Genomic DNA, 22,465 nt, shown 5'->3' on the forward strand with positions numbered 1-22,465 from the left:
CCTTATCTCAAACGGAAAGCCGACACTGCCGAGACCATGTCCTCGACCTGTGATTCGAGCGAACTCGTAGCCGCAGACGCCTCCTCCACCAGCGCGGCGTTCTGTTGCGTTACTTGATCCATCTGGCTTACGGCCTGCTCCACTTGGGAGATACCATCGCTTTGTTCAAGCGTGGCCGCCGATATTTCAGCCATCAAGGTTGCCAATGAATCCACGCTGCCGACCACCTCGCTGATCGTCGTCCCAGCCTGGTTCACCAGCCGGTTTCCATGCGATACGTCCGACACCGAGGACTCGATCAAGCCTTTGATCTCCTTGGCGGCGCTGGCGCTCCGCTGCGCCAGGCTGCGCACTTCGGACGCGACAACCGCAAAGCCCTTCCCCTGGTCGCCAGCACGCGCGGCTTCTACCGCGGCGTTCAAGGCAAGGATGTTCGTCTGGAAGGCAATACCGTCTATCAAGCCCGTGATGTCGGCGATCTTGCGCGAACTGGCCGAGATATCGTCCATTGTGCGCATGACGTCACCGATCACTTCACCGCCACGCTTCGCCACCGACGCCGCGGAGTTGGCAAGATTATTGGCTTCACGGGCATGATCGGCATTCCGCTTCACGGTGGAAGTCAATTCTTTCATGCTGGACGCGGTCTCACCCAATGATGCGGATTGTTGCTCCGTACGCGCCGACAGGTCGAGATTGCCAGCGGCAATTTCACGCGTGCCCGTGTTGATCGCTTCGCAGCGGCTTCGTACGACCGATACCGTCTCCGTCAAGCCATGCTGCATCCTGCGCATCGCGTCGAACAACTGCCCTATCTCATTATTGCTGCGATACGTGGTGGTCGCGGTCAGGTCATTGGCCGCAATCCGATCAAGGAGCCCACTCGCCTGTTGCAAGGGTCCGATAACCCACCGTCTTAGGGTGATATGCGTGACTAATAGCAGCACCAATGAAAAGATAATGCCGATGACGACCAATCCGATGACGCGATGGTACCGCGCCGCGCCTGATTCACTGGCCGCACGCATCGCCGCGCTTGCTTGTGACTGAAAGTTTTCCAGGTTCGCCGTATACCGCTGTCCGGCGACGGTGATCTTCGCGTCATTGATTGCCACGTATGCATTGGTGTCGCCCGCACGTAGCGCATCGCGGGCCGATTCAAGCAGCGTCGCCAGAGCAATGGACGTGTCGGCAGTCGCACGGGCAAGCGACGGGTCGATGCCATCCACCACCGGGGCATCGCGCAATGCCTGGGTCTCCGTCGCAGCCTTGTCGATCGTCGTCTGCGCCGATTTCAATGCGCCGTCGCGCGTCGCAGTATCGCCCCGTTCCTTTAACGCCGAGTAAGCCCGCGTCAAGGCAGCGCGCGTCCGCGTACTGTCCTTGTAGCCGTCGTTGGCAAGGACCACCTGGCGCGCGACTTCCGCTAACGTCGTATTCGTCCGATCGGCGCCTCCCAGCGAGACCACCCCAACCGCGCCCCCCAGTAGGATCATAGCCGCAAACGCCACCAGGACGGTCAATAATCCAGCGCGGACCGTCACGCCTTTCTTCGACTGCTGCATGTCTTCCTCCACCCCTACCCCTCTTTTTTCTCAATAAGCCGATACGTGTTCGGTGCGCCGAAAACTTCACGGCGCTATCTGGATTACGGAGCGATCAGGCGATTTCTATAGGGCAGTTACAAAGTATATGTTTGCAGGGAGAGGTTTCCATCGACGCTGCGCTAACGCAAATCACGCTCTTGATTACATCTCGCGAGGCCGCAACGATGCCACGCGTCGGCCACTACAGGTTTTCCAGCCCCATCATTGACACCGGGCAGGCATCCTGAAATGCCCTGACGTTGGTCACGCGTCGACATGGTGGTCAGGCCCGCTTGCCGATCTCGGAACGTGCGACGGTCTATCCTCGCACCGGGTCGCTGAGCGACAACCCCACGCCAGCGCGTGTTGGAACGATCATGCGTCCCGCGTGCGTTTCAATTCGTTCGTTGAACGACGGCTCCAACCGCTCGAAGTGTTCCACCCACGGGTCCGTTGGGTAGCAGGCCGCCAGATGCACATGCAGTTCCATGGCGAAATGGGGTGCAAGCATGATGCCGGCCTCTTCGGCCAACGCGGTAACCTTCAGGAACGGGGTAATACCACCAACATGAGGGCCGTCAGGCATCAGGAAGTCAGCGGCTTTTGCCTGGATAAATGCGCGATGCTCCGCCAGACTCCTGAGCATTTCTCCAGTTGCAATGGGTGTATCGAACGTTGCCGCCAGGGCAGCGTGGCCGTCAACGTCATAACAATCCAGGGGCTCCTTGATCCAGATCAAGTTCAATGGTTCAAAAGTACGGCACATTCGCTGAGCGGTTGGACAATCCCATTGTTGATTCGCATCGATCATCAAAGCAGGTGCAATTTCTGCCGCATGCGCGAATTGGCCCGCACCGCCCCCGCGTTTCGAATAACTGAAACCCAAACCGCGATGACCGTCTCTTGTCTCAATTTGCGCAAACAGCATGGCAATCTCGGTCATTGGTTTTTGCCGACCGGTCAGTAACTTTGCATCACTGGTGGGTGTGGCGAGAGGAAGTCTGCCCGAGGTCAAGCCAATCCACGCAATGCTATCGACCGATATCGCAGCAGACGGGATATTTCGAGGAAGTGACATAGACGATCTCCAAGCGCCGCACACGAGGCGCCACCTTGGTCGAGCGGAAATAAACATCATCAGAAAGCCGGCACGCGCCAGCAAACGCAACGAATGACTGCGCAATCATTCGCGCTTTGTCCAGCATGGACCGCATAGGGTTTTCCCGACAGCGAAAGGTTCGAGCCTCCCTTACGGGACGAGGCTGCAGATACAATGTGACGAGCGCGCCGGCCAATGAGAGGGAATGACCGGCAAAGGCTTATGACGGTGATGACAGATGGTCATAAAACCCCAAAAAAAAAGCGGCACCCCTGACAAAATCGCGACGCAAGCCGCTACGATCCGCAGACAAGACATCACGTCCGACCGCGGCTGGTGCCAAGACCTCGGACGACGCACATACCGGCCATGCGGAAGCGAACCTGTACCGTGGCACCGAGCAAGTATCGTTGATTGATGTCGCGCGTGTGGCAGGCGTGGTCCTCGCGGGCATCGACCACACTATGCTGACCGTGTCACGCCTGAAACAAGCGCATATTCCCGTTGTGGAGATGTGGGACCTGACCGCCAATCCAATCGACACCGTCATTGGTTTCTCACATGAGGCGGTGGGTGTCGCTATTGCTCGACATTTGTTCGAAAAGGGCTATCGCCGTTTTGGGATCGTTTCCGTTGATGATCCTCGTGAATTGCGCCGCAGCCGCAGCGCGATGGCCGAACTCCAGCGTCTCAATGCGCACTCCGTAACGATGGAGATTCTGACGGCACCCGCGATATTGGGACTCGGGCGTGATGGGCCTTCGGCGATCGGAGTGCGGCAGCACACCTCTATCCGGCCTTGTCAACGGTACGCGTGGATGAGCGCGGTATAGGCGAGCGCGTCGCCTATACATTGCTTCGACGATTCAGCGCACTAACGGCGGACACCGTCTCCGCGTCAATGGTGACCGGCAATGCCATAGATACGGGTTTTGCATTCGTGCAACGCGACAGTACCGCACGCTGACGCTATTGCTTCAATCCACACGACATCTCGAATCACCACCAAAATTCGAGGAGGGCACCCGAAATTCCATGTGACGTACGTGCTTCGGCCTCATCTTGTAACCCCGCTTATCATCTTGCCTATCTGTCGTACTGGCGTGTAAACCGGAGTATCCCAAAGCGAAAGATTGCGCAGTCATTTCTTTGTAATCATGTTGCAAACATGTGCTTGGATTACTTCACGGCATATCGATACCTTGCATTCCGTAATGTCATTTCGCACGAATGAGTCGCATCCGGCTTTTGTCGAGCCGTTCGCGTCATTGCCATACGACGCTGTCGTATATCTCGCGAAAATTGCGAAACCGGGTAAACGGGCCTTTTTCACCTGTTGGCAAGCCGGCAGTCAGGCGGTCTCGGTAATGTAATGGTCGGCTCACCCATACGTTCCATAGCAGCGCCATGGTCGGTGCATGGTTGGCTGCGAATGCAATCTTGAGCCTGGTGGCCGCATTGTCCCTCGACAAGAAGGGCACAAGGGTACGTCGGGATGCGGCACTCCGCTAAAGCATGCCGTTTTGGCTGATGGAGGCGCTACAATACGTGCTCTGTTCATGTCCCTGACCGCTTTCATCTGAGGCGATCGACAGCGGGGATATGGTCAGTGCCTGATCCTTTTTGATCGAGACTTTCATACCATGACCCGCTTTCGTGCAACCCTGACAAACACTGCGTTATTCCTTACGATTGCCAGCGCCGCGCCGCTGGCATTCGCCCACGCGCATCCGAAAACCATGATCCCGACCAAAGATGCCGTGGTCGACAGCGCCCCGCCAGCCGTTACCATCAATTACACGGAAGGCCTGGCTGCACGATTCAGCAAGATAGATGTCTCCGATGCCGCGGGGCAGGCTGTCTCTTCCGGTCCGTCGACGGTGGATCCGAAAGAAAGCACCCGGATGTCGGTACCGCTAAAGCCACTGAAGGCAGGTAGTTATACAGTCCACTGGGTTGCGGTTGCCGACGATGGACATCGTACGCAGGGCGACTATACATTCACGGTCAAATAAACCACGGCACCATCACCTTTGCATGGGCATGTTGTCGCCGTGATGCCATCCGACGATGGGCGCCACCCGTTCCCATGACGTGGCATCTGTGGCATCGGCAGCATCCGTCATCTATTCCTTGACGAAAAAAGCGGCGCCCCATGAGCACGGAGCACCGCGATGTCATCCCGATGCAGTGGTTTTATGATTCGCCTGACAACATCCAGGTCACCACTGCTCCGCCCGCTATCTTTTCAAAAGCCCATCCTGTCAACGGTAGTAGTCGTAATGCGGGTGATGGTAATAACCGGCACCGCCATAATACCCCGGTGCCGGAACGACAATACATCCTCCTAGCAAACTTGCCAGCACAACGCCGGCCGCCATCATCAAGGTCCACCGTTTCACATTGCCCTCCTTGGAACTGATCCGGTATTTGCTCCGGATCGTTGGCGAGCCTGAACGCACCATGCGCCACGACACGCCCTTTCCGGTTGAGACCATTGAACCCGAATAAGCTGTACGCGTACGTAGCAATGTGTAAGTTTCAGTACAGCGGGTGGACCACCGCATTTGTCCCAATATTCGGTGAACACACCGTGATATTTGGAGACCTCTTTGATTAAGGCATTTTTCTGCCCTAAACCGTGCAGTGTGGATACATGATCGTCATCCCACAGCATGTACCGGGTAATAAAAAGAAAGAAAGGTTTCGAGACTATCGGCAACCTGTTACATGCGGGACGTGCCGGTGTAGACACGTTGCATCGCTTGAACAGACCACCCCATTACACACGGAATACCGATACCGCACCGCTCAAACGCGCTGTCTGACCGTCAAGCGACTGCGCCGCGGCGGCGGCTTCCTCAACCAATGCAGCGTTGGATTGCGTCACGCCATCAAGCTGCCGCAACGCCTTACTGATCTCATTGATGCCTTGCGTTTGGTGCGACGACGCCTGCGCAATGTCACCCATGACCTTCGTTACCGCATCCACCGATTGCAAAGCCTCGGTCATCGTCGCGCCACAACGTTCGATCATTCGCGACCCCGTCTCAATGCGCGCCGTAGACGCGTCGAGCAAGGTCTTGATTTCCTTTGCCGCAATCGCACTGCGTTGCGCCAAGGAACGTACCTCCCCCGCCACGACGGCAAATCCCTTTCCGTTCTCTCCGGCACGCGCTGCTTCCACCGCGGCATTCAGTGCGAGGATGTTGGTCTGGAACGCTATCCCATCGATCACGCCGGTGATCTCGGCGATTTTCTGGGCGCTTTCGCTGATGCCACGCATCGTCGTCACGACTTCGCCCACGGCGTTACCGCCACGCACGGCTGCCTCGGAGGCGGTGTTCGCCAAAGCGGCACCACGTACCGCGTTCTCCGTATTGCGATCGACGGTGCTCACCAGCTCGTCGAGGTTCGAGGTGGTCTGCTGAAGCGCGGCCGCCTGTTCCTCGGTTCTCACCGATAGATCGTGATTTCCCGAAGCAATTTCCCGGGACGCGATCGTGATCGATTCCGTCGAGCGCTTGATATCGCCCATTGCGCGTGACAACTGTGCACGCATCTCTTTTAATGAGAGCAGCAGACTTGTACCATCACCCTCTCGGGTGACAATGTCCGCACTCAGATCACCTTGTGCAATACGCAATGCAGCGGCCGCTGCCACGGCGGGCTCGCCGCCTACCGAGCCATACACGTCCGACGACACACGCCATGCCACCACGCCCACGACGAGTGCAAGCACGACAAGCATCGCCGCTGATTTGGCGATTCCCTTATAAAAATCAGCGTTGATGTCATCGAAATATTCACCCGCGATAAAATCCATCTGCCATGGCGCGAACCGGGCGACATAGCCCATCTTTGGACTTGCGTCTTTCTCACCCGGCTTCGGCCACCAATATTCGATATAGCCATGTCCCTCGGGCGTTGCACCGGCAGCGGCAATCGCTTGATAAAGATACAAACCACGCGCGTCCTGGAACCCCGACATGTCCTTGCCATTGATTTTCGGACTCAAAGGATTGTCGATTACGATCGACTTGGTCGTCACACTGATTATATAGCCACTGACCCCATAGCGCTGGGCGCCAATCGCCGCTATCGCACGTGCCTTGGCCTCATCTTGGGGTAACTTGCCACTGCTGACTTGATCCGCATAAAACGTGCAAATGCTGACAGCCGTATCGATGACATGTGCGAGGTCGAGTTTCCGCGCGGCAAGCTGGCTGTCGCGTAGTTGAAATGCACTGATACCGGCCTGCACCGTTAATGCGATGCAGCAAATCAGCAATGGAAGAAGCAGTTTCTTGCGCAGCGTCAACGAACGCATGGTTAGCCTTATGTAGAGTCGTTTTTTTATTCCCGGCAACGCCCGGACTTTAGACATTTCTTACGAGAATCAATCGCGTGGCATGAGGGGAGACAGGTCATATAGCATAACGACCGGCTAAAGCATGAACTTTAATTAATTTAAGCATTTTTAAAAATGCATAAATATCTCAAATAATTTACCAGGAAAACTGAAAAAATAAAATGCGAGTCACAAAGTTTTTTTATAATAGGCAGACCCTTCCGCTGGGACAGGATCCATTTTCAGCCGGGGACGCGTGAATCGATCAGAGAGATGGGGCATGGGGCTTGGCGCTTTGTCATTGAATGCCGGTCAATTCAGCAATCAACGCCGAAACGGCACGCGTACGAAAACGCTCGCGATGCGTCAACACGCTGAACGCCCGCTCCGCCACGATCACCGGAACGCGTACAATCTGGCCCGATGCGAGCGCCGGAGCCGCGGCAAAAGTAGACACGGCCGCAGCAAAGTCAGAGTCTGCTACCGCGCTTAGCACCGCTTCGTTTGATGGAAACGTCATGATGATGGGAAGCGCCGCGGGTGCGACACCCTGTTTTTCGAGAAAAGCTTCGAACTCGGACCGGGTGCCGGAGCCTACTTCTCGACTGACCCACTCTCCCTGCATCAGTTCCGACACGCGTAGATTGCGCGCACGAGCCCACCGGTGCTTGGCGGCCACCACGACGATCAACTGGTCCGCGCCAAACTGCACGCGCTCCAGCAAAGGTTGGTCGATTTCTCCCTCGACCAGACCGACATCCGCGCTGCCTTCAACGACGGCTTGCGCGACAGTCTGCGTGTTACCCACGCCGAGCACCACCTCGATGCCTGGGAAACGCTGTCGAAAGCGCACCAACGGTCGCGGCAGCCAATAGCTTGCAATGGTCTGGCTGGCTCGCAACCGAATCCTGCCACGTTCGGACCCGGACAGGTCCGTCAACACCTGTTCCGCCTGGGCCGCGCTCTGAATAGCGGCACGCGCATGTGTCAGGAAGAGTTTGCCGTTTTCGGTCAAGGCAATGCCACGACCAATGCGATCGAATAACTTGACGTCGTAGCGATGTTCGAGACTGCGCAGTGCGGCGCTGACCGCTGAAGGCGTCAGCGACAACGTCTCCGCGGCCTGCGTCAGGTGTCCGCGCTCCGCTACCGCGATAAAAATCCGCAACTGCTCTAACGTCACGTTCATGCCCCCTGCATCACTATTACTGTCGTGCGGCCTAGCGCAATGCCATCGCATTCGCTTTCTTGCATCGATTGGCTTTATCGAACGCTAGCGTAGCATGGGAGCCCGCGACCGGAACAGGCAATTCGCGTAACCCGTCGCAGTGAAGGGTGCCGCGGCACGTCCTGCAGAATAAGCAAACGATCAACGTGACATAAACAAACCGCTATCCCTCCTGAAAACGGCAGATGCGAGCCTGGAAACGACATTTTCTGATACGCATTTCATTCGTTATGCTTAGGGCATGAATTGATGAAGACGTCATTTCCATGGCGCTGTACAGCATGAGGAGGGTTGCTCCTGTCCTCAGTCCTGCTGGTCACCATTGACATTGAAGACCCGCATGACGCACCGGTCGGCACTGGCGGGCGATGGCTTCAAACGCGTCTAGCAGTACAGGAGATGGGCACAAAGCGTCCAATTTACCTACAAATCGTTTTCATTTATATATCATTTTTCCGACGCATTTTTTACACACTGCTTGACATGACATGCGTATCTAAATCAATATGCCACGCAAACAATAATCGTTCGCATTTTTATTCTCTGTTTTGCGTTGCTCAGCGGCTAATTTTCCGGCGAGATGATTTTTAACGCGTTCATCGCTGGTGCAAACCAGGCAGAGGTATGCCCGGGTTCGCGATCCCATCAAAAAGTACGAAGGAACCATGACTGTCTCGTCCACGCCCCATTGGATCATGCAGGGCTTGATCGCCGCCGGCTTGTCGACAGGCGCATACGCGGCACACGCGCAGGTCGCCTCGATCAGCAGCGCAACAACGGCAAACATCAACACGACCGACACGGCGCGCGCGCGGAAAGACGCTGCTACCACGAAGGATAGCGAAGCCCTTCCCGGCGTCTCCGTCAAGGCATCCACTCTCGGCAATGGCGCCAACTACGCAGGCAAAATCGTACAAACCGGGCAGTACCGCGGCCTCGACGCACTTGATGTTCCAGCGACAGTCAGCACCGTCACGCGCGATCTACTTGAAGCACAAGCGGCAACGGGCCTTTACGATGCACTGCGTAACGTTGCCGGAGTCGCACGCCAGCAATCAAGCGGGATTGCCTATGACCAGTTGACGGTACGCGGCATCACGCTGGACAACCGCGGGAGTTACTTCCTCAATGGCGTCCTGCCGATCGATAACAATATCTGGATGCCGATGGAGGACAAGGAGCGCGTCGAAGTCCTCAAGGGTGCCTCGGCGCTGTATTACGGCTTTACCGTCCCGGCCGGTATCGTCAATATGGTGATGAAGCGCGCAGGCGAAACGCCCGTGACCAGTGTTGGCACGGTACTGGATTCACATGGCTCGGCCGGGGTCAAGGCGGACGTCTCGCGCCGGTTTGGTCGCGATAACCAGTTTGGCCTGCGCGTCAACGCGATGGACGAACATGTCGAATCATCGATTGAGGGTGACAGAGGGTACCGGCGATTTGCCAGCGTGGCGGCGGACTGGCGTGTCAACAGCCGCCTGACATTGAAATACGATCTGGAACATATTGACCAGCGCATCGCCGAACAGGCGGGCATTACGCCACAGGCCGCCGTCAATGGCGTGATCACCCTGCCGCGGCTACCCAGCGCAACCACGCTGCTCGTGCCGAACGACAAAAAAACGAATGCAACTTCCACGGCGCAATTGCTACGCGCGGATTACAACCTCACGGATAACTGGTCGGCGAACTTCACGATTGGACAGTCGATCACGCAACGTGACCGCTGGCTGTGGATCATGCAGAAATACAACGTCAATACCGGCGCAGGCACTTTGCAGGGCAGCAAGCAGAATGGCCAGTTCTACGAGAACAAGGACGTGCGCGCGGAGGTCAACGGGCTGTTCAATACAGGGCCGGTCGCGCATGACGTCACGCTCGGTGTACAGGAAAACTGGCTATTCCAGCCCGATTTCACAACTTACTATTACACGGCAACGCAGAACCTGTACACCCCGAGAAGTATCACCGCCTTAACGGCGGCAGGATCAAAGGCGTTTTACGCGCAGCACGTACGTACGCGAGGCGTTTATCTTTTCGATCGCATCGCGTTGACGCCGAAGTGGGATTTCACCCTAGGTGCACGATATTCCGATTACCACCAGACGCAAGCGGGAACCGTCACGCAGGATGTGCACCGCACCTCGCCCTCGGCAAGTCTCGTCTTCAAAGTCACACCGTCGACCAGTATCTACGGCAGTTACGTGGAAGGATTGGAGTCACCCGGCAGCGCACCGGCCACGGCCAGTAATGCTTATCAGGTGCTGCCTGCCGCGGTGAGCCGGCAGGAAGAACTTGGCGTGCGACATCGCTTGTCCACGCAGGCCATGGTGTCGTTGGCCGTCTTCAATTTGCGGCAGCCCACCGCCAGCACCGATGCCACGGGTTACTACGGCTTGAGCGGCATGGGCCGGTATCGCGGCGTCGAGTTTGCCTTCCAGGGCGATGCCACGCAAAGGTTGTCGATTGTTCTCAGCGGCATGTACCTGAATTCCCGCCTGATGAACAATAGTGATCCAACAACAGACGGCAAGCGCCCGGAAAACACACCACGCTATACCGCCAGTGCCTTCTTGAATTACAAGGTTCCCCACTTGCCGGGCCTGTCATTGAATGGCGGTGCATACTACATCAGCTCCCGGCCGATCAATGATGCGAATCAGGCTTTTATCGGCGGTTATACCTTGTTTTCGGCCGGTGCACGTTATGAGACAACGTTATTCCGCAAACACGCATCGTTCCAGCTGAATGTCGACAATGCGTCAAACAAGCATTACTGGGCATCGGCCGGTTCAAGCCAGCTTGGCATCGGTCTTGAACGAACGATCACACTCACCTCGACAATTGATTTTTAGATACCCATCCAGGACGCGCCGAATAGCGTGACACGTTGGCAATGCTTCGGGCCAGTGCGCCGTGACCCATGGACATCCGCCGTCCGACGTCTATCCGGGACCACTTCTTGCGAGTTCGCGCCATGACGGCCACTAGGTGACAGGAGAGACATCATGGATCTGGGAATCGGCAAACGCATCGCATTAATTACCGGCGGCGACTCCGGCATTGGTTTCGAATCGGCAAGAATGTTGCTTGAAGAGGGCACGACCGTCATCGTCAGTGACAAGGATCGTGACACGATAGAAGCGGCGGGTGAAAAATTACGGCGCTTCGCGAAGGAACAGACGCCGACGCAGCCGAAGGTATTTGCCGTCGCGGCGGATTTGACGGAGCCTGCATCGGTCAAGGCATTGCATGATACGGTTCTGAGCAAGGTCGGACAGCCGCAGATTCTCGTCAACTGTGCCGGTGTGACCGGCGCCACCGGCCTGTTTCATGAAATCGACGAAGAAGGATGGCGTACTACACTCGACATCGATTTCTTCGCCGCGGTGCGGCTGGTCAAAGCGTTCATCGAAGGTATGCGCGAAAGTGGCTGGGGCCGGATCGTGCTGACCGCTTCCGAAGATGCCGTGCAACCATATATCGATGAGTTGCCTTACTGCGCGGCCAAGGCAGCCGTCCTGAGCCTGACGAAAGGCCTCTCGAAGACCTACGCAAGGCACGGCGTGCTGGTCAATGCGGTATCGCCTGCGTACATCCAGACCCCGATGACCGACGCAATGATGCAGAAACGCGCGAAGGAAAAAGGCACGTCCTTCGACGACGCCGTGAGGACCTTCCTCGACGAGGAGCGTCCCTTCATCGAATTGAAGCGTAGAGGTCGCGTCGAGGAGGTCGCCGCCGCGATCGTCTTCCTTTGCTCCGAGCGCGCCAGCTTTGTCAATGGCAGCAACTACCGGGTCGACGGCGGTTCAGTAGCGACCATTTGATTTCCGCGTTAGGCGCTGCTCTCGTGATCTGCTCGATCAGAGGCAATGCCGGGACGAGTTCGGCCGCAGCGGCGACTAATACTCACCTGATGGTTGAAAGCCAGCCGGTGAAGCGGGGCAGCAGCCAGTCGCCTCCCCATTCCTGGCACCAATGCCAGACCCAGGGACCCGCGAGAATGCCCCATGTCATCAGGCATAGCCCTAGCGCCAACATCACGGCAGCGCTACCAAGATCCTTGGCACGGCGGGATAGCTCGTGATGCTCCAATGAAATGCGATCAATCGCGGTCTCGACGCCCGAGTTCAGCAGTTCCACGATCAGCACCAACAATACCGAGCCGATCAGCAGCACGTGCGCAATCGGTTCCACGGGGATAAACACCCCCATTGGCAAGAGGACCGCCGCCAGCGTCAGCTCCTGCCGAAAGGCGCTCTCCTCACGAATCGCCACCCTTACTCCGGCCACCGAGTTCTTCATGGCGTGCCAAGCCCGTGTCACGCCCCGATTACCCTTATATGGGTTAAACGGCAGCGGCGCACTTTCTGACGGGGGCGATGGCGCACGTGGTTTCCGCGCGGGCAACACGTCCGACGGACCAACAGCATCCGCTTTGTCGTCATCATCCGACCGTATCCGATGCATGGGATGCATCAGGCAGCCTGATGCACGTCTTGCGACGCAGCGGGTACCACAGGCTTCAGATGTGATGCGAATTGCTCCGACGCGGCCGCCCAGGAAAAGCGCTCCGCCCACGCACGCGCAGTGGCGCGATCAATCTGAACCGCGGCAAGGCACGCCTCACGTAGATCCTCACGCATTGCGCCTGCCGGCCCGTCGGCCAACACATCGATAGGCCCGGTGACCGGGTAGGCTGCCACCGGCGTACCGCTGGCCAACGCTTCCAGCAACACCAATCCGAACGTGTCGGTGCGACTGGGGAAAACGAATACGTCCGCGCTCGCATACACCTCGGCCAGATCCGGCTGCGATAACACGCCGAGGTAATTGACGTCAGGATAGCGGGTCTTCAAGTCGGCCAACGCCGGACCGTCACCTGCCACCCATTTCGAGCCGGGCAGGTCCAGCTTCAAAAATGCCTCGACGTTTTTCTCCACCGCCACCCGTCCGACATACAGAAATATGGGATGCGCCGTGTTCAGCGCGTGCGCATCTTGGGGGTGGAAGATATCGAGATCAACGCCGCGAGTCCATAACACGACATTGCGAAAACCATAGTGCTCCAGATCATGGACCACCACCGGCGTGGGCGCCATCACCGCCCGCGATGGACCATGGAACCAGCGCAAGAATCGGTAGGTAAGGCCCACGGGAAGACCAAAACGTGCCTGCACGTATTCCGGAAAACGTGTGTGATAGGCAGTGGTGAATGGCAGCCCTTGCTTGATCGCGTAGCGTCGCGCGGCCATTCCCAACGGCCCTTCGGTGGAGATATGCAGCGCATCGGGTGCGAATTGGGCGATACGCGTCTCAAGACGCTGCTTCGGAAACAGTGACAGGCGAATTTCGGGATACGTCGGGCACGGGATGGTACGAAACTCGAGTGGCGTAAGCAGCTCGACCTGATGGCCTTGCGCGATCAATTCGCGCGTCGTGTTCTTCAACGTGCGCACAACCCCATTGACTTGAGGCTCCCACGCGTCCGTCACGATCATGATCTTCATTGACAAAGCATCCCCTGCAATCAGTTGAAAGGTCACACCGGCACCGACGTGGCGCGTACCGTGGTTTCAGACGAGTGCTTCACCGTCCAGTAGACGATCTTCAGCTCGCCTTCGAATGTCTCCACCAACGCGGACAGACTTTCCACCCAATCGCCATCGTTGCAATACAGCACCCCATCGATGTCGCGGATCTCAGCCTTATGAATATGACCACAGACCACGCCATCACAGCCCCGTCGACGCGCTTCGTCGGTCATCACTTGCTCGAAAGCCGAAATAAAATTTACGGCGTTCTTCACCTGGTGTTTCAAATATTGAGACAGAGACCAATATCCGAAACCAAGCTTGTTGCGGATGCGGTTGAACCACCGGTTCAGCACGAGAATCGCGGAGTACAAGTTGTCTCCCAGATAGGCAAGCCACTTAGCGTGCTGAATCACCCCATCAAAAAGATCACCGTGGACGATCCATAGACGTCGGCCATCGGCGGTCGTATGAAATGCCTCATCCCGCACCAGAATGTCACCGAACGCTATATCGCAGAACTGTCGCGCCATCTCGTCATGATTGCCTGGAACGTAGATGACATGTGTCCCTTTGCGTGCCTTGCGCAGCACCTTCTGCACTACGTCGTTGTGCGCCTGCGGCCAATACCATCCTTTTTTGAGACGCCATCCGTCGATGATGTCACCTACCAGGTACAAATTTTCCGATTCGTTATGCTTGAGAAAATCCAGCAGGTAGTCCGCTTGACAACCGCTCGATCCCAAGTGGATGTCGGAAAGCCAGATGGTCCGATACAGGATCGGCGCCGGCTCCTGATCTTCGCCCTCTTTACCGGGCCCGTCAGTGTGCCTGTCGGCAGCCTGATGGGTGCCAACAGGGTCATGCCGTTGCTCGGACTCGTCTTGCGAAGGGATATGCGGAGACGACCTCGCGAATGCATCGGGAGCGGGGTCGCCGGTCCGGGCCGTAATACCGGTGTCGATGCCGGCATCAACACGAACTTGCGGACCTAAGAGTAATGCCGCGAACGGTTTCGGATCCATGGCATGCGCGTGAGTGGCAGTACCCGCATTGCGCCACTCGCGTGAGACACGGTCATGGCATTTTCATGACGTTATGATGACGGTCACACGTTCTTCATCGTCGGCATTGCACGGGAATCGGTGCCTATTGCAGCGCTTTCGTCCTGCATCGGATCCCGCTCCCGCGGTCCGGCATGCTTGCAGGTTCGTGGTCAACTCGTCGTACGGACCGTCTGCAATGGTGGCGTAATGGCCGGCGGATCGAGGTCCGGCGGAGTACTTCCGGATGTATGCGGGCGAGGAAGTAAGTACTGGTCAATCAGTTGCAATAACGTATCGGCCAGATAGGGTTTTTCGAGAATCGCGGCAAACAACGGGGACTCGCGTTGCGCCAGCGTGGCATGCGCGCCACTGACAAGAATGATTGGCACGTCGTAGAGCAGGCGACTGGCCTTCATCTCGATGGCCAGCTCCAGTCCAGACATGCGCGGCATCATGAAATCCGTTACAACCACATCTGGACGCTGCTGCGCCATCAACGTCAACGCCGACACGCCATCCTCGCAACAAAGTACGCTGAAACCCTCGATCTCGAGCAGGCCCGCGAGCGCATCACGCACGGCGGGCTCGTCATCTGCGACCAATATCGTCATCTTGCTCGGAAACCGGCGGGTTACTGTCATAAAACGGTCAAGCGTATGTGAGGGCTCGGGCTTCATGGCTAAACTACGAGCAAATCCCGTACCCGCCTGGAACGTTAAGATTGTGTGCGGCGCAAGCCCCGATAGCGACTGGGTTACGCCGTATGAAAAGCAATGCAGATCATGCTAAAGACAGCGCTCTTTCTTTCAAACTTTGTCTATTGTAAAGCGCAAAATGGAATGACACGGGGGCAATGTAGTGGGCACGGGACTGAAAGGCGCCCCGTACTGTGTTCGTGCCTAGCGTCGCGTCAGACGGAACCGGTCAACCATGTCTTTCAGGGACTTCGCCTGGTCATCCAGAGACTGTGCCGCGGCCGCCGCCTGCTCCACGAGTGCCGCATTCTGCTGTGTACCTTCTTCCATCCGTTGCATCGCGTCGTGAACTTCGTCGATGCCAGCGCGTTGTTCTTGAGACACCGCCGCCATATCGTTCATGATGTCCGCAAACCCTTGGACCGATTGGACAATACGGTGCATTGTCGCACCCGCATCGCCGGCAATCGCCGACCCGCTAGACACCGACGCCGTGGATGCCTGGATCAGCGTCTTGATTTCCTTGGCCGCGGCCGCCGAACGTTGTGCCAGATTGCGGACCTCGCCCGCCACCACGGCGAAACCGCGCCCTTCCTGACCGGCCCGCGCCGCTTCCACCGCGGCGTTCAGCGCCAGAATATTCGTCTGAAACGCGATTCCTTCGATCACCCCGATGATCTTGCCGATATCCTGCGCGCTGGAGGCAATCCGTTCCATGGTCGTGACCACGCGCTGCACGGCATCACCACCGCGCTGCGCAACCTGGGACGCTTCATCCGCCAGCGCGCTGGCTTGCTGAGCGTGTTCCGCATTGCGTCGAACGGCGTCCGTCAGACGTTGCATGCTGGCGTCGGTCTGCTCCAATGCGCTGGCCTGCTGCTCGGTGCGCGTGGCGAGATGAGCGTTGCCCATCGCGATTTCTCCCGATGCAACGGTGATTGCCTCGGCACTGCTCGAAATCCCGGAAACCGTGGTCACAAGCTCGGCCTGCATATTCGACAACGCCCGCAGCATGCTGCTGTCGTCGCGCTTTTTGAGATATACCGACTCCGACAGATCGCCGGTCGCGATCCGGCTGGCGATCTGTTTTGCGTAGCCCGGTTCACCGCCCAGTTGCCTGGCGAGCCGTCTAACAACCCATTCGCTGACCAGGAACGCGACCGCCAACATCGCGATCGTCAGTACTATCAACGTGACATACGATGAACGATACACGCCGTTGGCGGTGTCCAACGTCGACTTGGCCATTTCCCCTTGGTGCGTGACAATCGCGCTGACCTGTTTTTCCACTTTCGTGGTTTCCAGCAACAACGCCACGTCCTGCGTGCCGACTTGCCAGTTCATTTGCGACAGGTCGAGTGACTGTGCCTGTACCAGCTTCACGAACGTACGCAGATGGTCACGCCACGCCGCCACCGCATCGCCCAGTGCTTTCTGCTCATCGACGGAGGTCTTCTCACCCGCTGCATAGCCTTGCAATGTCGCCTGTTCTTTCGCAATGGCCGCGAGCGATTTTTCGATATCCTCGCCTAGCTGCGTGCGCTCATTGGCCGTAGTGGCAGTCAGCAACATCTTTTGCGACCGGCTGGCGGCCAGCACGGCACCGCGCAACTCCTCAGCGGAGCGGGTTGCCTGATGCCCCTGGTCATAGACCGAGCCGACCGCCTGATTCAAGCGGCGCACTTGCCATATCGACATCGCGCCAATCGCGAGCGTACCGAGCAGGACCAATAGAAAAGCGAAGCGCAGCAAGGTCTTAACCGTGAGGCCATCGCCGGGCGACAATCGCGTCGCCGGCTTTTTCCTTGCCGCCGGAACGGACGTCCCACTTTTCGCTGTAAAGCCTTCAGACGACAACAATGCGTCCGCGCGTTGCCCCGGCGCAGACGATTGATGGATAGCGTGTGGCTGCATCAATGGCCTCAGTTTGATAGTCGATGACGGATGTCTCGGCGACACGCGCGGTGGCACCGACCGGTCCTTCATTCATCGACCCTCGCCCCAATCACATGCCAGCAGACAACATTCGCAGCAAAGGGTAAACCGTTATCGTAACGACGGTATGACGGTTTATGGCGCGTATCTGCGTCACATCCATTCTATTTGCCCCTAGGGCATTTTATAACCGACCATAAAGCACTAGACCACTGAAGAATTATTCGAATAAACAATCCGCGTGACCAATGGTGCTCGCGTGGTATATCAGGCAGGTAGCCGTAGGGCCGAGACTATTTACATAGTCGATTCAGGATCTCCGGCCGACCAGATAGCGTACGCCGTTGACACCAAACCACTCACGGTGCCGTGCTTCCTCGGTCAGATGAAAGATGTCCCCGCCGTGGTAGCCCTGCGTACCACCGCCGTTTTCGATCCGCACGGTCCCGTGCATCACCAAGGCCTTCGCCTCGAACGGATGCATGCCGACCAGCCACTTGAAACCAGGCCCATATACCGCAATTTCATAGGTAACAGAGCCTTCTGGTTGACACGCTCCTTCGCTTCTTTCTAATATCGCCACCCCGCGAGACAAATGCTTAAGAGCAAGCGTGCATTTCTTGAAAAGACGAAGCGGTCGGGCGTCGGCAGTGTCGGAAGGCATCGCTGGCGGTGCCATTGCCAAAACTGGATACGCGGCCGTGCCCGTGATCGACTACGCGAACAGTGCGAAGTCTGATGATAAGCCGCGTGCTTTCGATATCTCGTCGCCACAACGTCGCGAGAATATCGCCGCTGCTGCCTGGTGGCCGACCTGCATATGAGCACCGATGGCAAGGTCACCGTCAGCTTCATCATGCAGGTCGCGATGCGACACTGTCACTCAAGGACACGCAACGGTGTGGGCAATGCGAACGCCCGGATTACGCTGGCGCACGCCTATTTACATATCGCCTTCCAACACGTTCCCAGCGGTCATGACGAACGCTATGTCGACCGCACCGCGCGACGCCTGATCGCTGACCATCCCTGACCGGCTCGCCAGATTCGATCGTGCCGGCCGGCATCAACGCAGCCTAGGACAACGCGACGGATCAAGATGCGGTTTGCGCCGGACGGCCCGTCTTCACCGTTTCCAACGCCTTCACCGCCGCCACCAATTGCACGGACGGCATGGCCGCCAGCGCAGCCAACCCGGCGCGCAGCAATTCGCTCTTCTTCACGGCGATACCGGCATCGAGGCATTGCTGCTTCAAAGTCGTCAAGATCGCATATTCCGATTTTGGCATCGTGAAGCTGTCGCGAACGACCTTTTCCTTCTTCGCGCGCTTGGCCTTGGCCGGCGCGCCGACTGACGTATCAGGCACAGCGACTTCCGCGTTAGCCGTCTTTACAGTCTTGGCTTTCGGCTTTGGTGAAGTCTTTACCTGCTTGTGCACAACCTTCGTTGCCTTCTTTTGGGCGTTTTCGGTCGCCTTCGGCGCGTCCGGTTTTGCCTCGCTCGTCTTGCGCTGCGCCGTGACCGGGACTCCTTTCTTCCCCGCGGGCTTCTTTACGTCAGCCTTCTTCGCCGGTGCTGCGCCTGCCGGGTCGATATCGCCAAGCGTAGCGGCTGGTTTTTGGGTGGAAATCATCAGGGGGCTCCCGTAAATAGAATAAACAATATAAACAGTATATACCGTTTCTTGAATAGAAAAACATACTGCAAAGTTATCCACAATTTCTGTTGGCAAGGGTGTGGGTAAATCGCCCACAAGCTGCCTAAGTATCTGAGTGCTCTGGCAAACCGCGCGCTGTCATCGCGCCGTCAAAAAATAGGCTACACCCCACCAGGCAACTATTGCCGTATCATTGTTCTATTAAAAACCCATATTGGAGACTGGGATGTTGCAAATGCGCCTTTCCATCTGCACCAAAACAGCGCGCAGCGCCCCGGCGACGCCCCGCCGGGGCGAGGTACCCCGCAGCGTGCCACGTATGCTCGGGCGAAGATTTCCCCTCTTGATCTGTGCATTGGCGTTGTCCGGTACCGGCGCGACCTTGGCTCATGCACAAGGTGACGCCGTGCCGCAAGCTGCCAACCGCGAGGTCACCACGCTGCACGTAATGACCTCAGGTGGATTCACCGCAGCCTATAGGGCGCTCGGACCGGCGTTTACGCAGGACACAGGGGTCGGGCTCGACACGATACTCGGACCGTCGATGGGGGACACACCACAAGCCATTCCAAAGCGTTTGGCGCGCCACGAGCCAGCGGACGTCGTGATCATGGTCGGCTATGCATTGGACAAATTGATCCAGGAAGGGAAAATCGTACCCGGTTCTCGCGTGGAATTAGGGGATTCGAGGATCGGTCTGGCGGTGCGCGAAGGACAGCCGACGCCCGATATTTCAACGGAACCAAAATTGAAGGCGACGTTGTTGCACGCGAAGTCAATCGCCTATTCCGATAGTGCCAGCGGTGTTTATCTGAGGGACGACCTGTTCAAGAAACTCGGCATCGACCGCCAAATCGCCAGCAAATCGACGATGATTCCCCGCACTCCGGTAGCCGAGGCCGTTGCGGAGGGTAAATATCAGTTGGGCTTCCAGCAAGTCGCAGAACTGTTGCCCGTCAAAGGCATCACCTTCGTGGGCCGTATCCCGGAAAAAGACCAATCCGTGACCCGCTACGCGGCAGCGATCCCCATCGATTCGACGCATCCCGTGGAAGCCCATGCGTTACTCGCGTATCTTGCCTCGCCGGACGTGCAATCGGTGATACGCAAGACCGGTATGGATTCGATCGCGGGTCGTTGACGTCATCCTGTACCGGCGGCGGCACCTAGGTCAAGGTTCCGCCGGCTGACGGGCCTGTGTTTCCAACCACCGGCAAAACTGCACCACCAAGGGCGCATCGGCCACTTCACGGCGCGCGACCCACCAATAGCCACGTGCATCGCGTTGCGGGCCCGCAAGGGGCGCCACCAATCTACCCGATGCCAGCTCATCGTCGATCAACGGCAGCGGACCCAACGCTACCCCGAGCCCATCCACCGCGGCTTGCAACGTCAGATAAAAATGGTCAAACGACTGACGCTTGCGACTCTTTGTCTTGGCACCCGCGACATCGAGCCAATGAAGCCAGGCGTCCGGGCGAGTATCCGAGTGCAGCAGCACATGCTTTGCCAGATCGTCGGGGCTTCGGATGGGTATGCGTTCGAGCAAGGCGGGGCTACAGACCGGCAACTCACGCTCTTCCAGAAAATGGCCACTTGCGCAATTCGGCCAGTGTGCCGGACCGCGACGGACGGCGACGTCAAAATCATCGATTACATCGACCGGTGTATTCGACGTCGCCAGTCGCAACTCGACATTCGGGACCATACGTTGAAACTGCGACAAACGCGGCAGCAGCCATTTCATTGCAAACGTCGGAAGCGCATTCACCCGAAGAACGTGTACTACACCCGTATCACGCAACCGATCCGTCGCGATTGCGATGTCGTCAAACGCGCGCTTTACCGCAATCAGGTATTCCCGCCCGCCGTCAGTCAGGCGCACCCGTTTGCCATGCCGATGAAACACCGGAATACCAACCGCGCTTTCGAACGCGGCCACCTGTCGGCTGATTGCACCGTGCGTCACATGCAATTCCGTTGCGGCCGCAGTAAAGCTTTCGTGCCGAGCGGCAGCTTCAAAGGCGCGAAGCGCGGAAAAAGGGGGCAGTCGTCGATTCATTCTTGTGATTTTAACTCACAAAGCGCTGCCGAGAAATCGTTTTGCTTGCGCGGCGGAGCGCGTTACGCTTGGGACCAGCGTGACCAATAGCACCACACCGATAGAAATGGCACCATGACCGCTCCCACTCCGCATTCCCTGCCTGATTCCGCCGTAGAGGGCGGGCCAACACCCACCACCCGTGAATTATTCCTCGGCTTCCTCGGGCTCGGCCTGACATCGTTCGGTGGCGCTTTACCGCTGGTTCGCCGTACCGTCGTGGAGCAACGTCGATGGTTGTCCGCCTCTGAATTCACCGAACTACTCGGGCTCTGCCAATTCCTGCCCGGTGGCAACGTCATTAATCTGTCGGTAGCGCTCGGGATGCGTTTTCGCGGCTTGCGCGGCGCTCTCGCCTCTATTGTCGGACTGATCGCCGGACCGTCGCTGATCGTGATTGCGTTGGGGGTAATCTATGAACACACGCAAGACAACCCCCTTGTCGTCCATCTGTTTGCCGGGCTCGCCGCCGCCGCGGCCGGTCTGCTCGTCGCCATGTCCGTCAAAGTGCTGTGGCCGTTGCGTACATCGCCGATCGCGCTGAGCATTGCCGCGGCGGGATTTGTCGCCATTGCCCTGCTGCGCCTGCCGCTGCTGCCGACGATGATCGTCCTGAGCGTGGCCAGCCTGTTGGCAACCTGGATCATTACGAAGCGCGAACGTGCCGCGGAGGAGGAGAAATGATCGCAACCTTGATTTCCTTGGCAGTGATCTTCGGACAGTTATCGTTACTGGCGTTTGGCGGCGGTAATACGATCCTTCCCGAGATGCAGCGGCAAGTCGTTGAAGTACATCATTGGATGTCGGCAGCCGAATTCAGCGCGCTGTTCGCACTGGCACAGGCCGCCCCGGGTCCGAACATGATGGTCGTGACGCTGGTGGGTTGGCATGTCGCGGGCTGGTGGGGCGTACTCGTCACGTCGCTTGCCAAATTCGGGCCGTCGTCGATCGTGACCTTGATCACACTGCATGCATGGAACCGGTATAAGGATCGGCCATGGCGCAAGATCGCGCAGAAAGCGTTGATACCCGTCACAGCCGGATTAGTCGGTGCCAGCGCGCTATTGATCTCGGAGGCGTCCAACACCACGTGGTTCGCCTGGGTTATTACCGCCGTTTGCGCCGGACTGTCACTGCTGTCGCCCAGCCGGATTCGCCTGCATCCGCTCTGGCTGCTTGGCGGCGGCGCCTTGGCGGGATTGTTGGTGTTGCCGATTATTTGAGGAATG

21 protein-coding genes are annotated in these 22,465 nt (G+C 57.7%); 8 read left to right on the forward strand and 13 right to left on the reverse strand.

Annotated elements, in window-relative coordinates; all coding sequences use genetic code 11:
• Window positions 1-2: 2 nt before the first annotated feature.
• Entirely contained in the window at window positions 3-1,565 is a 1,563-nt protein-coding gene (locus SJQ66_RS10740; RefSeq protein WP_320534038.1) for a methyl-accepting chemotaxis protein, read from the reverse strand.
• A gap of 340 nt (window positions 1,566-1,905) precedes the next feature.
• On the reverse strand, window positions 1,906-2,664 hold the full coding sequence (locus tag SJQ66_RS10745; RefSeq protein ID WP_036011114.1) for an enolase C-terminal domain-like protein: 759 nt from the start codon (window positions 2,662-2,664) through the stop codon (window positions 1,906-1,908).
• A 431-nt stretch (window positions 2,665-3,095) separates the two neighbouring features.
• On the opposite strand from SJQ66_RS10745, the gene SJQ66_RS10750 reads away from it, so the two are divergent.
• Window positions 3,096-3,518 carry a type 1 periplasmic-binding domain-containing protein gene (locus tag SJQ66_RS10750; protein WP_024904315.1) on the forward strand — a complete coding sequence of 141 codons (423 nt, stop codon included), beginning with the start codon at window positions 3,096-3,098 and terminating at the stop codon, window positions 3,516-3,518.
• An 810-nt stretch (window positions 3,519-4,328) separates the two neighbouring features.
• On the forward strand, window positions 4,329-4,700 hold the full coding sequence (gene copC, locus SJQ66_RS10755; protein WP_024904313.1) for a copper homeostasis periplasmic binding protein CopC: 372 nt from the start codon (window positions 4,329-4,331) through the stop codon (window positions 4,698-4,700).
• 249 nt (window positions 4,701-4,949) lie between these two features.
• Here copC and SJQ66_RS10760 read toward each other — a convergent pair whose 3' ends face one another.
• The 3 genes from SJQ66_RS10760 to SJQ66_RS10770 all read right to left on the reverse strand — a co-directional run bounded on the left by SJQ66_RS10760 (window position 4,950) and on the right by SJQ66_RS10770 (window position 8,225).
• Window positions 4,950-5,087, reverse strand: a complete 138-nt coding sequence (locus SJQ66_RS10760) for a hypothetical protein (protein WP_320534039.1) — start codon at window positions 5,085-5,087, stop codon at window positions 4,950-4,952.
• A gap of 380 nt (window positions 5,088-5,467) precedes the next feature.
• Entirely contained in the window at window positions 5,468-7,015 is a 1,548-nt protein-coding gene (locus SJQ66_RS10765) for a methyl-accepting chemotaxis protein (protein WP_320534040.1), read from the reverse strand.
• Window positions 7,016-7,334: 319 nt separating this feature from the next.
• A complete protein-coding gene (locus tag SJQ66_RS10770) occupies window positions 7,335-8,225 on the reverse strand; it encodes a LysR family transcriptional regulator (RefSeq protein WP_201779155.1) in 891 nt (296 codons plus the stop codon).
• Between the two features lie 704 nt (window positions 8,226-8,929).
• Between SJQ66_RS10770 and SJQ66_RS10775 the strand changes: the two genes are divergently transcribed.
• Complete coding sequence (locus SJQ66_RS10775; RefSeq protein ID WP_320534041.1) at window positions 8,930-11,119, forward strand: TonB-dependent siderophore receptor; 2,190 nt, start codon at window positions 8,930-8,932, stop codon at window positions 11,117-11,119.
• Between the two features lie 153 nt (window positions 11,120-11,272).
• Window positions 11,273-12,094, forward strand: a complete 822-nt coding sequence (locus SJQ66_RS10780; protein ID WP_024904308.1) for an SDR family NAD(P)-dependent oxidoreductase — start codon at window positions 11,273-11,275, stop codon at window positions 12,092-12,094.
• 82 nt (window positions 12,095-12,176) lie between these two features.
• On the opposite strand, the gene SJQ66_RS10785 is transcribed toward SJQ66_RS10780, so the two are convergent.
• The 6 genes from SJQ66_RS10785 to SJQ66_RS10810 form a co-directional block, all read right to left on the reverse strand.
• Window positions 12,177-12,746, reverse strand: coding sequence for a diacylglycerol kinase (locus tag SJQ66_RS10785; RefSeq protein WP_024904307.1), 570 nt, complete (start codon window positions 12,744-12,746; stop codon window positions 12,177-12,179).
• Window positions 12,746-13,777: a glycosyltransferase family 4 protein gene (locus SJQ66_RS10790; RefSeq protein ID WP_024904306.1), complete on the reverse strand. Its 1,032-nt coding sequence runs from the start codon at window positions 13,775-13,777 to the stop codon at window positions 12,746-12,748. Before SJQ66_RS10790 ends, SJQ66_RS10785 begins: the two co-directional genes overlap by 1 nt.
• 32 nt (window positions 13,778-13,809) lie before the next feature.
• A complete protein-coding gene (locus SJQ66_RS10795; RefSeq protein WP_407691474.1) occupies window positions 13,810-14,826 on the reverse strand; it encodes a UDP-2,3-diacylglucosamine diphosphatase in 1,017 nt (338 codons plus the stop codon).
• Between the two features lie 191 nt (window positions 14,827-15,017).
• Window positions 15,018-15,458 carry a response regulator gene (locus SJQ66_RS10800; RefSeq protein WP_024904304.1) on the reverse strand — a complete coding sequence of 147 codons (441 nt, stop codon included), beginning with the start codon at window positions 15,456-15,458 and terminating at the stop codon, window positions 15,018-15,020.
• Between the two features lie 288 nt (window positions 15,459-15,746).
• Window positions 15,747-17,456 carry a methyl-accepting chemotaxis protein gene (locus SJQ66_RS10805; RefSeq protein ID WP_036011097.1) on the reverse strand — a complete coding sequence of 570 codons (1,710 nt, stop codon included), beginning with the start codon at window positions 17,454-17,456 and terminating at the stop codon, window positions 15,747-15,749.
• A gap of 331 nt (window positions 17,457-17,787) precedes the next feature.
• A complete protein-coding gene (locus SJQ66_RS10810) occupies window positions 17,788-17,961 on the reverse strand; it encodes a hypothetical protein (protein WP_157685098.1) in 174 nt (57 codons plus the stop codon).
• A gap of 336 nt (window positions 17,962-18,297) precedes the next feature.
• On the opposite strand from SJQ66_RS10810, the gene SJQ66_RS10815 reads away from it, so the two are divergent.
• Window positions 18,298-18,510 (forward strand): hypothetical protein, encoded by a 213-nt coding sequence (locus tag SJQ66_RS10815; protein ID WP_046153848.1) that lies wholly within the window; start codon window positions 18,298-18,300, stop codon window positions 18,508-18,510.
• A gap of 61 nt (window positions 18,511-18,571) precedes the next feature.
• Here SJQ66_RS10815 and SJQ66_RS10820 read toward each other — a convergent pair whose 3' ends face one another.
• Complete coding sequence (locus SJQ66_RS10820) at window positions 18,572-19,231, reverse strand: hypothetical protein (protein ID WP_176026013.1); 660 nt, start codon at window positions 19,229-19,231, stop codon at window positions 18,572-18,574.
• Between the two features lie 223 nt (window positions 19,232-19,454).
• On the opposite strand from SJQ66_RS10820, the gene SJQ66_RS10825 reads away from it, so the two are divergent.
• Window positions 19,455-20,276, forward strand: coding sequence for a substrate-binding domain-containing protein (locus tag SJQ66_RS10825; protein WP_081765014.1), 822 nt, complete (start codon window positions 19,455-19,457; stop codon window positions 20,274-20,276).
• Between the two features lie 30 nt (window positions 20,277-20,306).
• Here the strand turns inward: SJQ66_RS10825 and SJQ66_RS10830 are convergent, their stop codons facing one another.
• On the reverse strand, window positions 20,307-21,197 hold the full coding sequence (locus SJQ66_RS10830) for a transcriptional regulator GcvA (RefSeq protein WP_320534042.1): 891 nt from the start codon (window positions 21,195-21,197) through the stop codon (window positions 20,307-20,309).
• A gap of 114 nt (window positions 21,198-21,311) precedes the next feature.
• Between SJQ66_RS10830 and SJQ66_RS10835 the strand changes: the two genes are divergently transcribed.
• Window positions 21,312-21,920, forward strand: coding sequence for a chromate transporter (locus SJQ66_RS10835; RefSeq protein ID WP_024904298.1), 609 nt, complete (start codon window positions 21,312-21,314; stop codon window positions 21,918-21,920).
• A complete protein-coding gene (locus SJQ66_RS10840) occupies window positions 21,917-22,459 on the forward strand; it encodes a chromate transporter (RefSeq protein WP_024904297.1) in 543 nt (180 codons plus the stop codon). Before SJQ66_RS10835 ends, SJQ66_RS10840 begins: the two co-directional genes overlap by 4 nt.
• Window positions 22,460-22,465: the final 6 nt, after the last annotated feature.

The sequence above is a fragment of the Robbsia andropogonis genome (genome assembly GCF_034047095.1).
GTDB classification, from domain to species: domain Bacteria; phylum Pseudomonadota; class Gammaproteobacteria; order Burkholderiales; family Burkholderiaceae; genus Robbsia; species Robbsia andropogonis.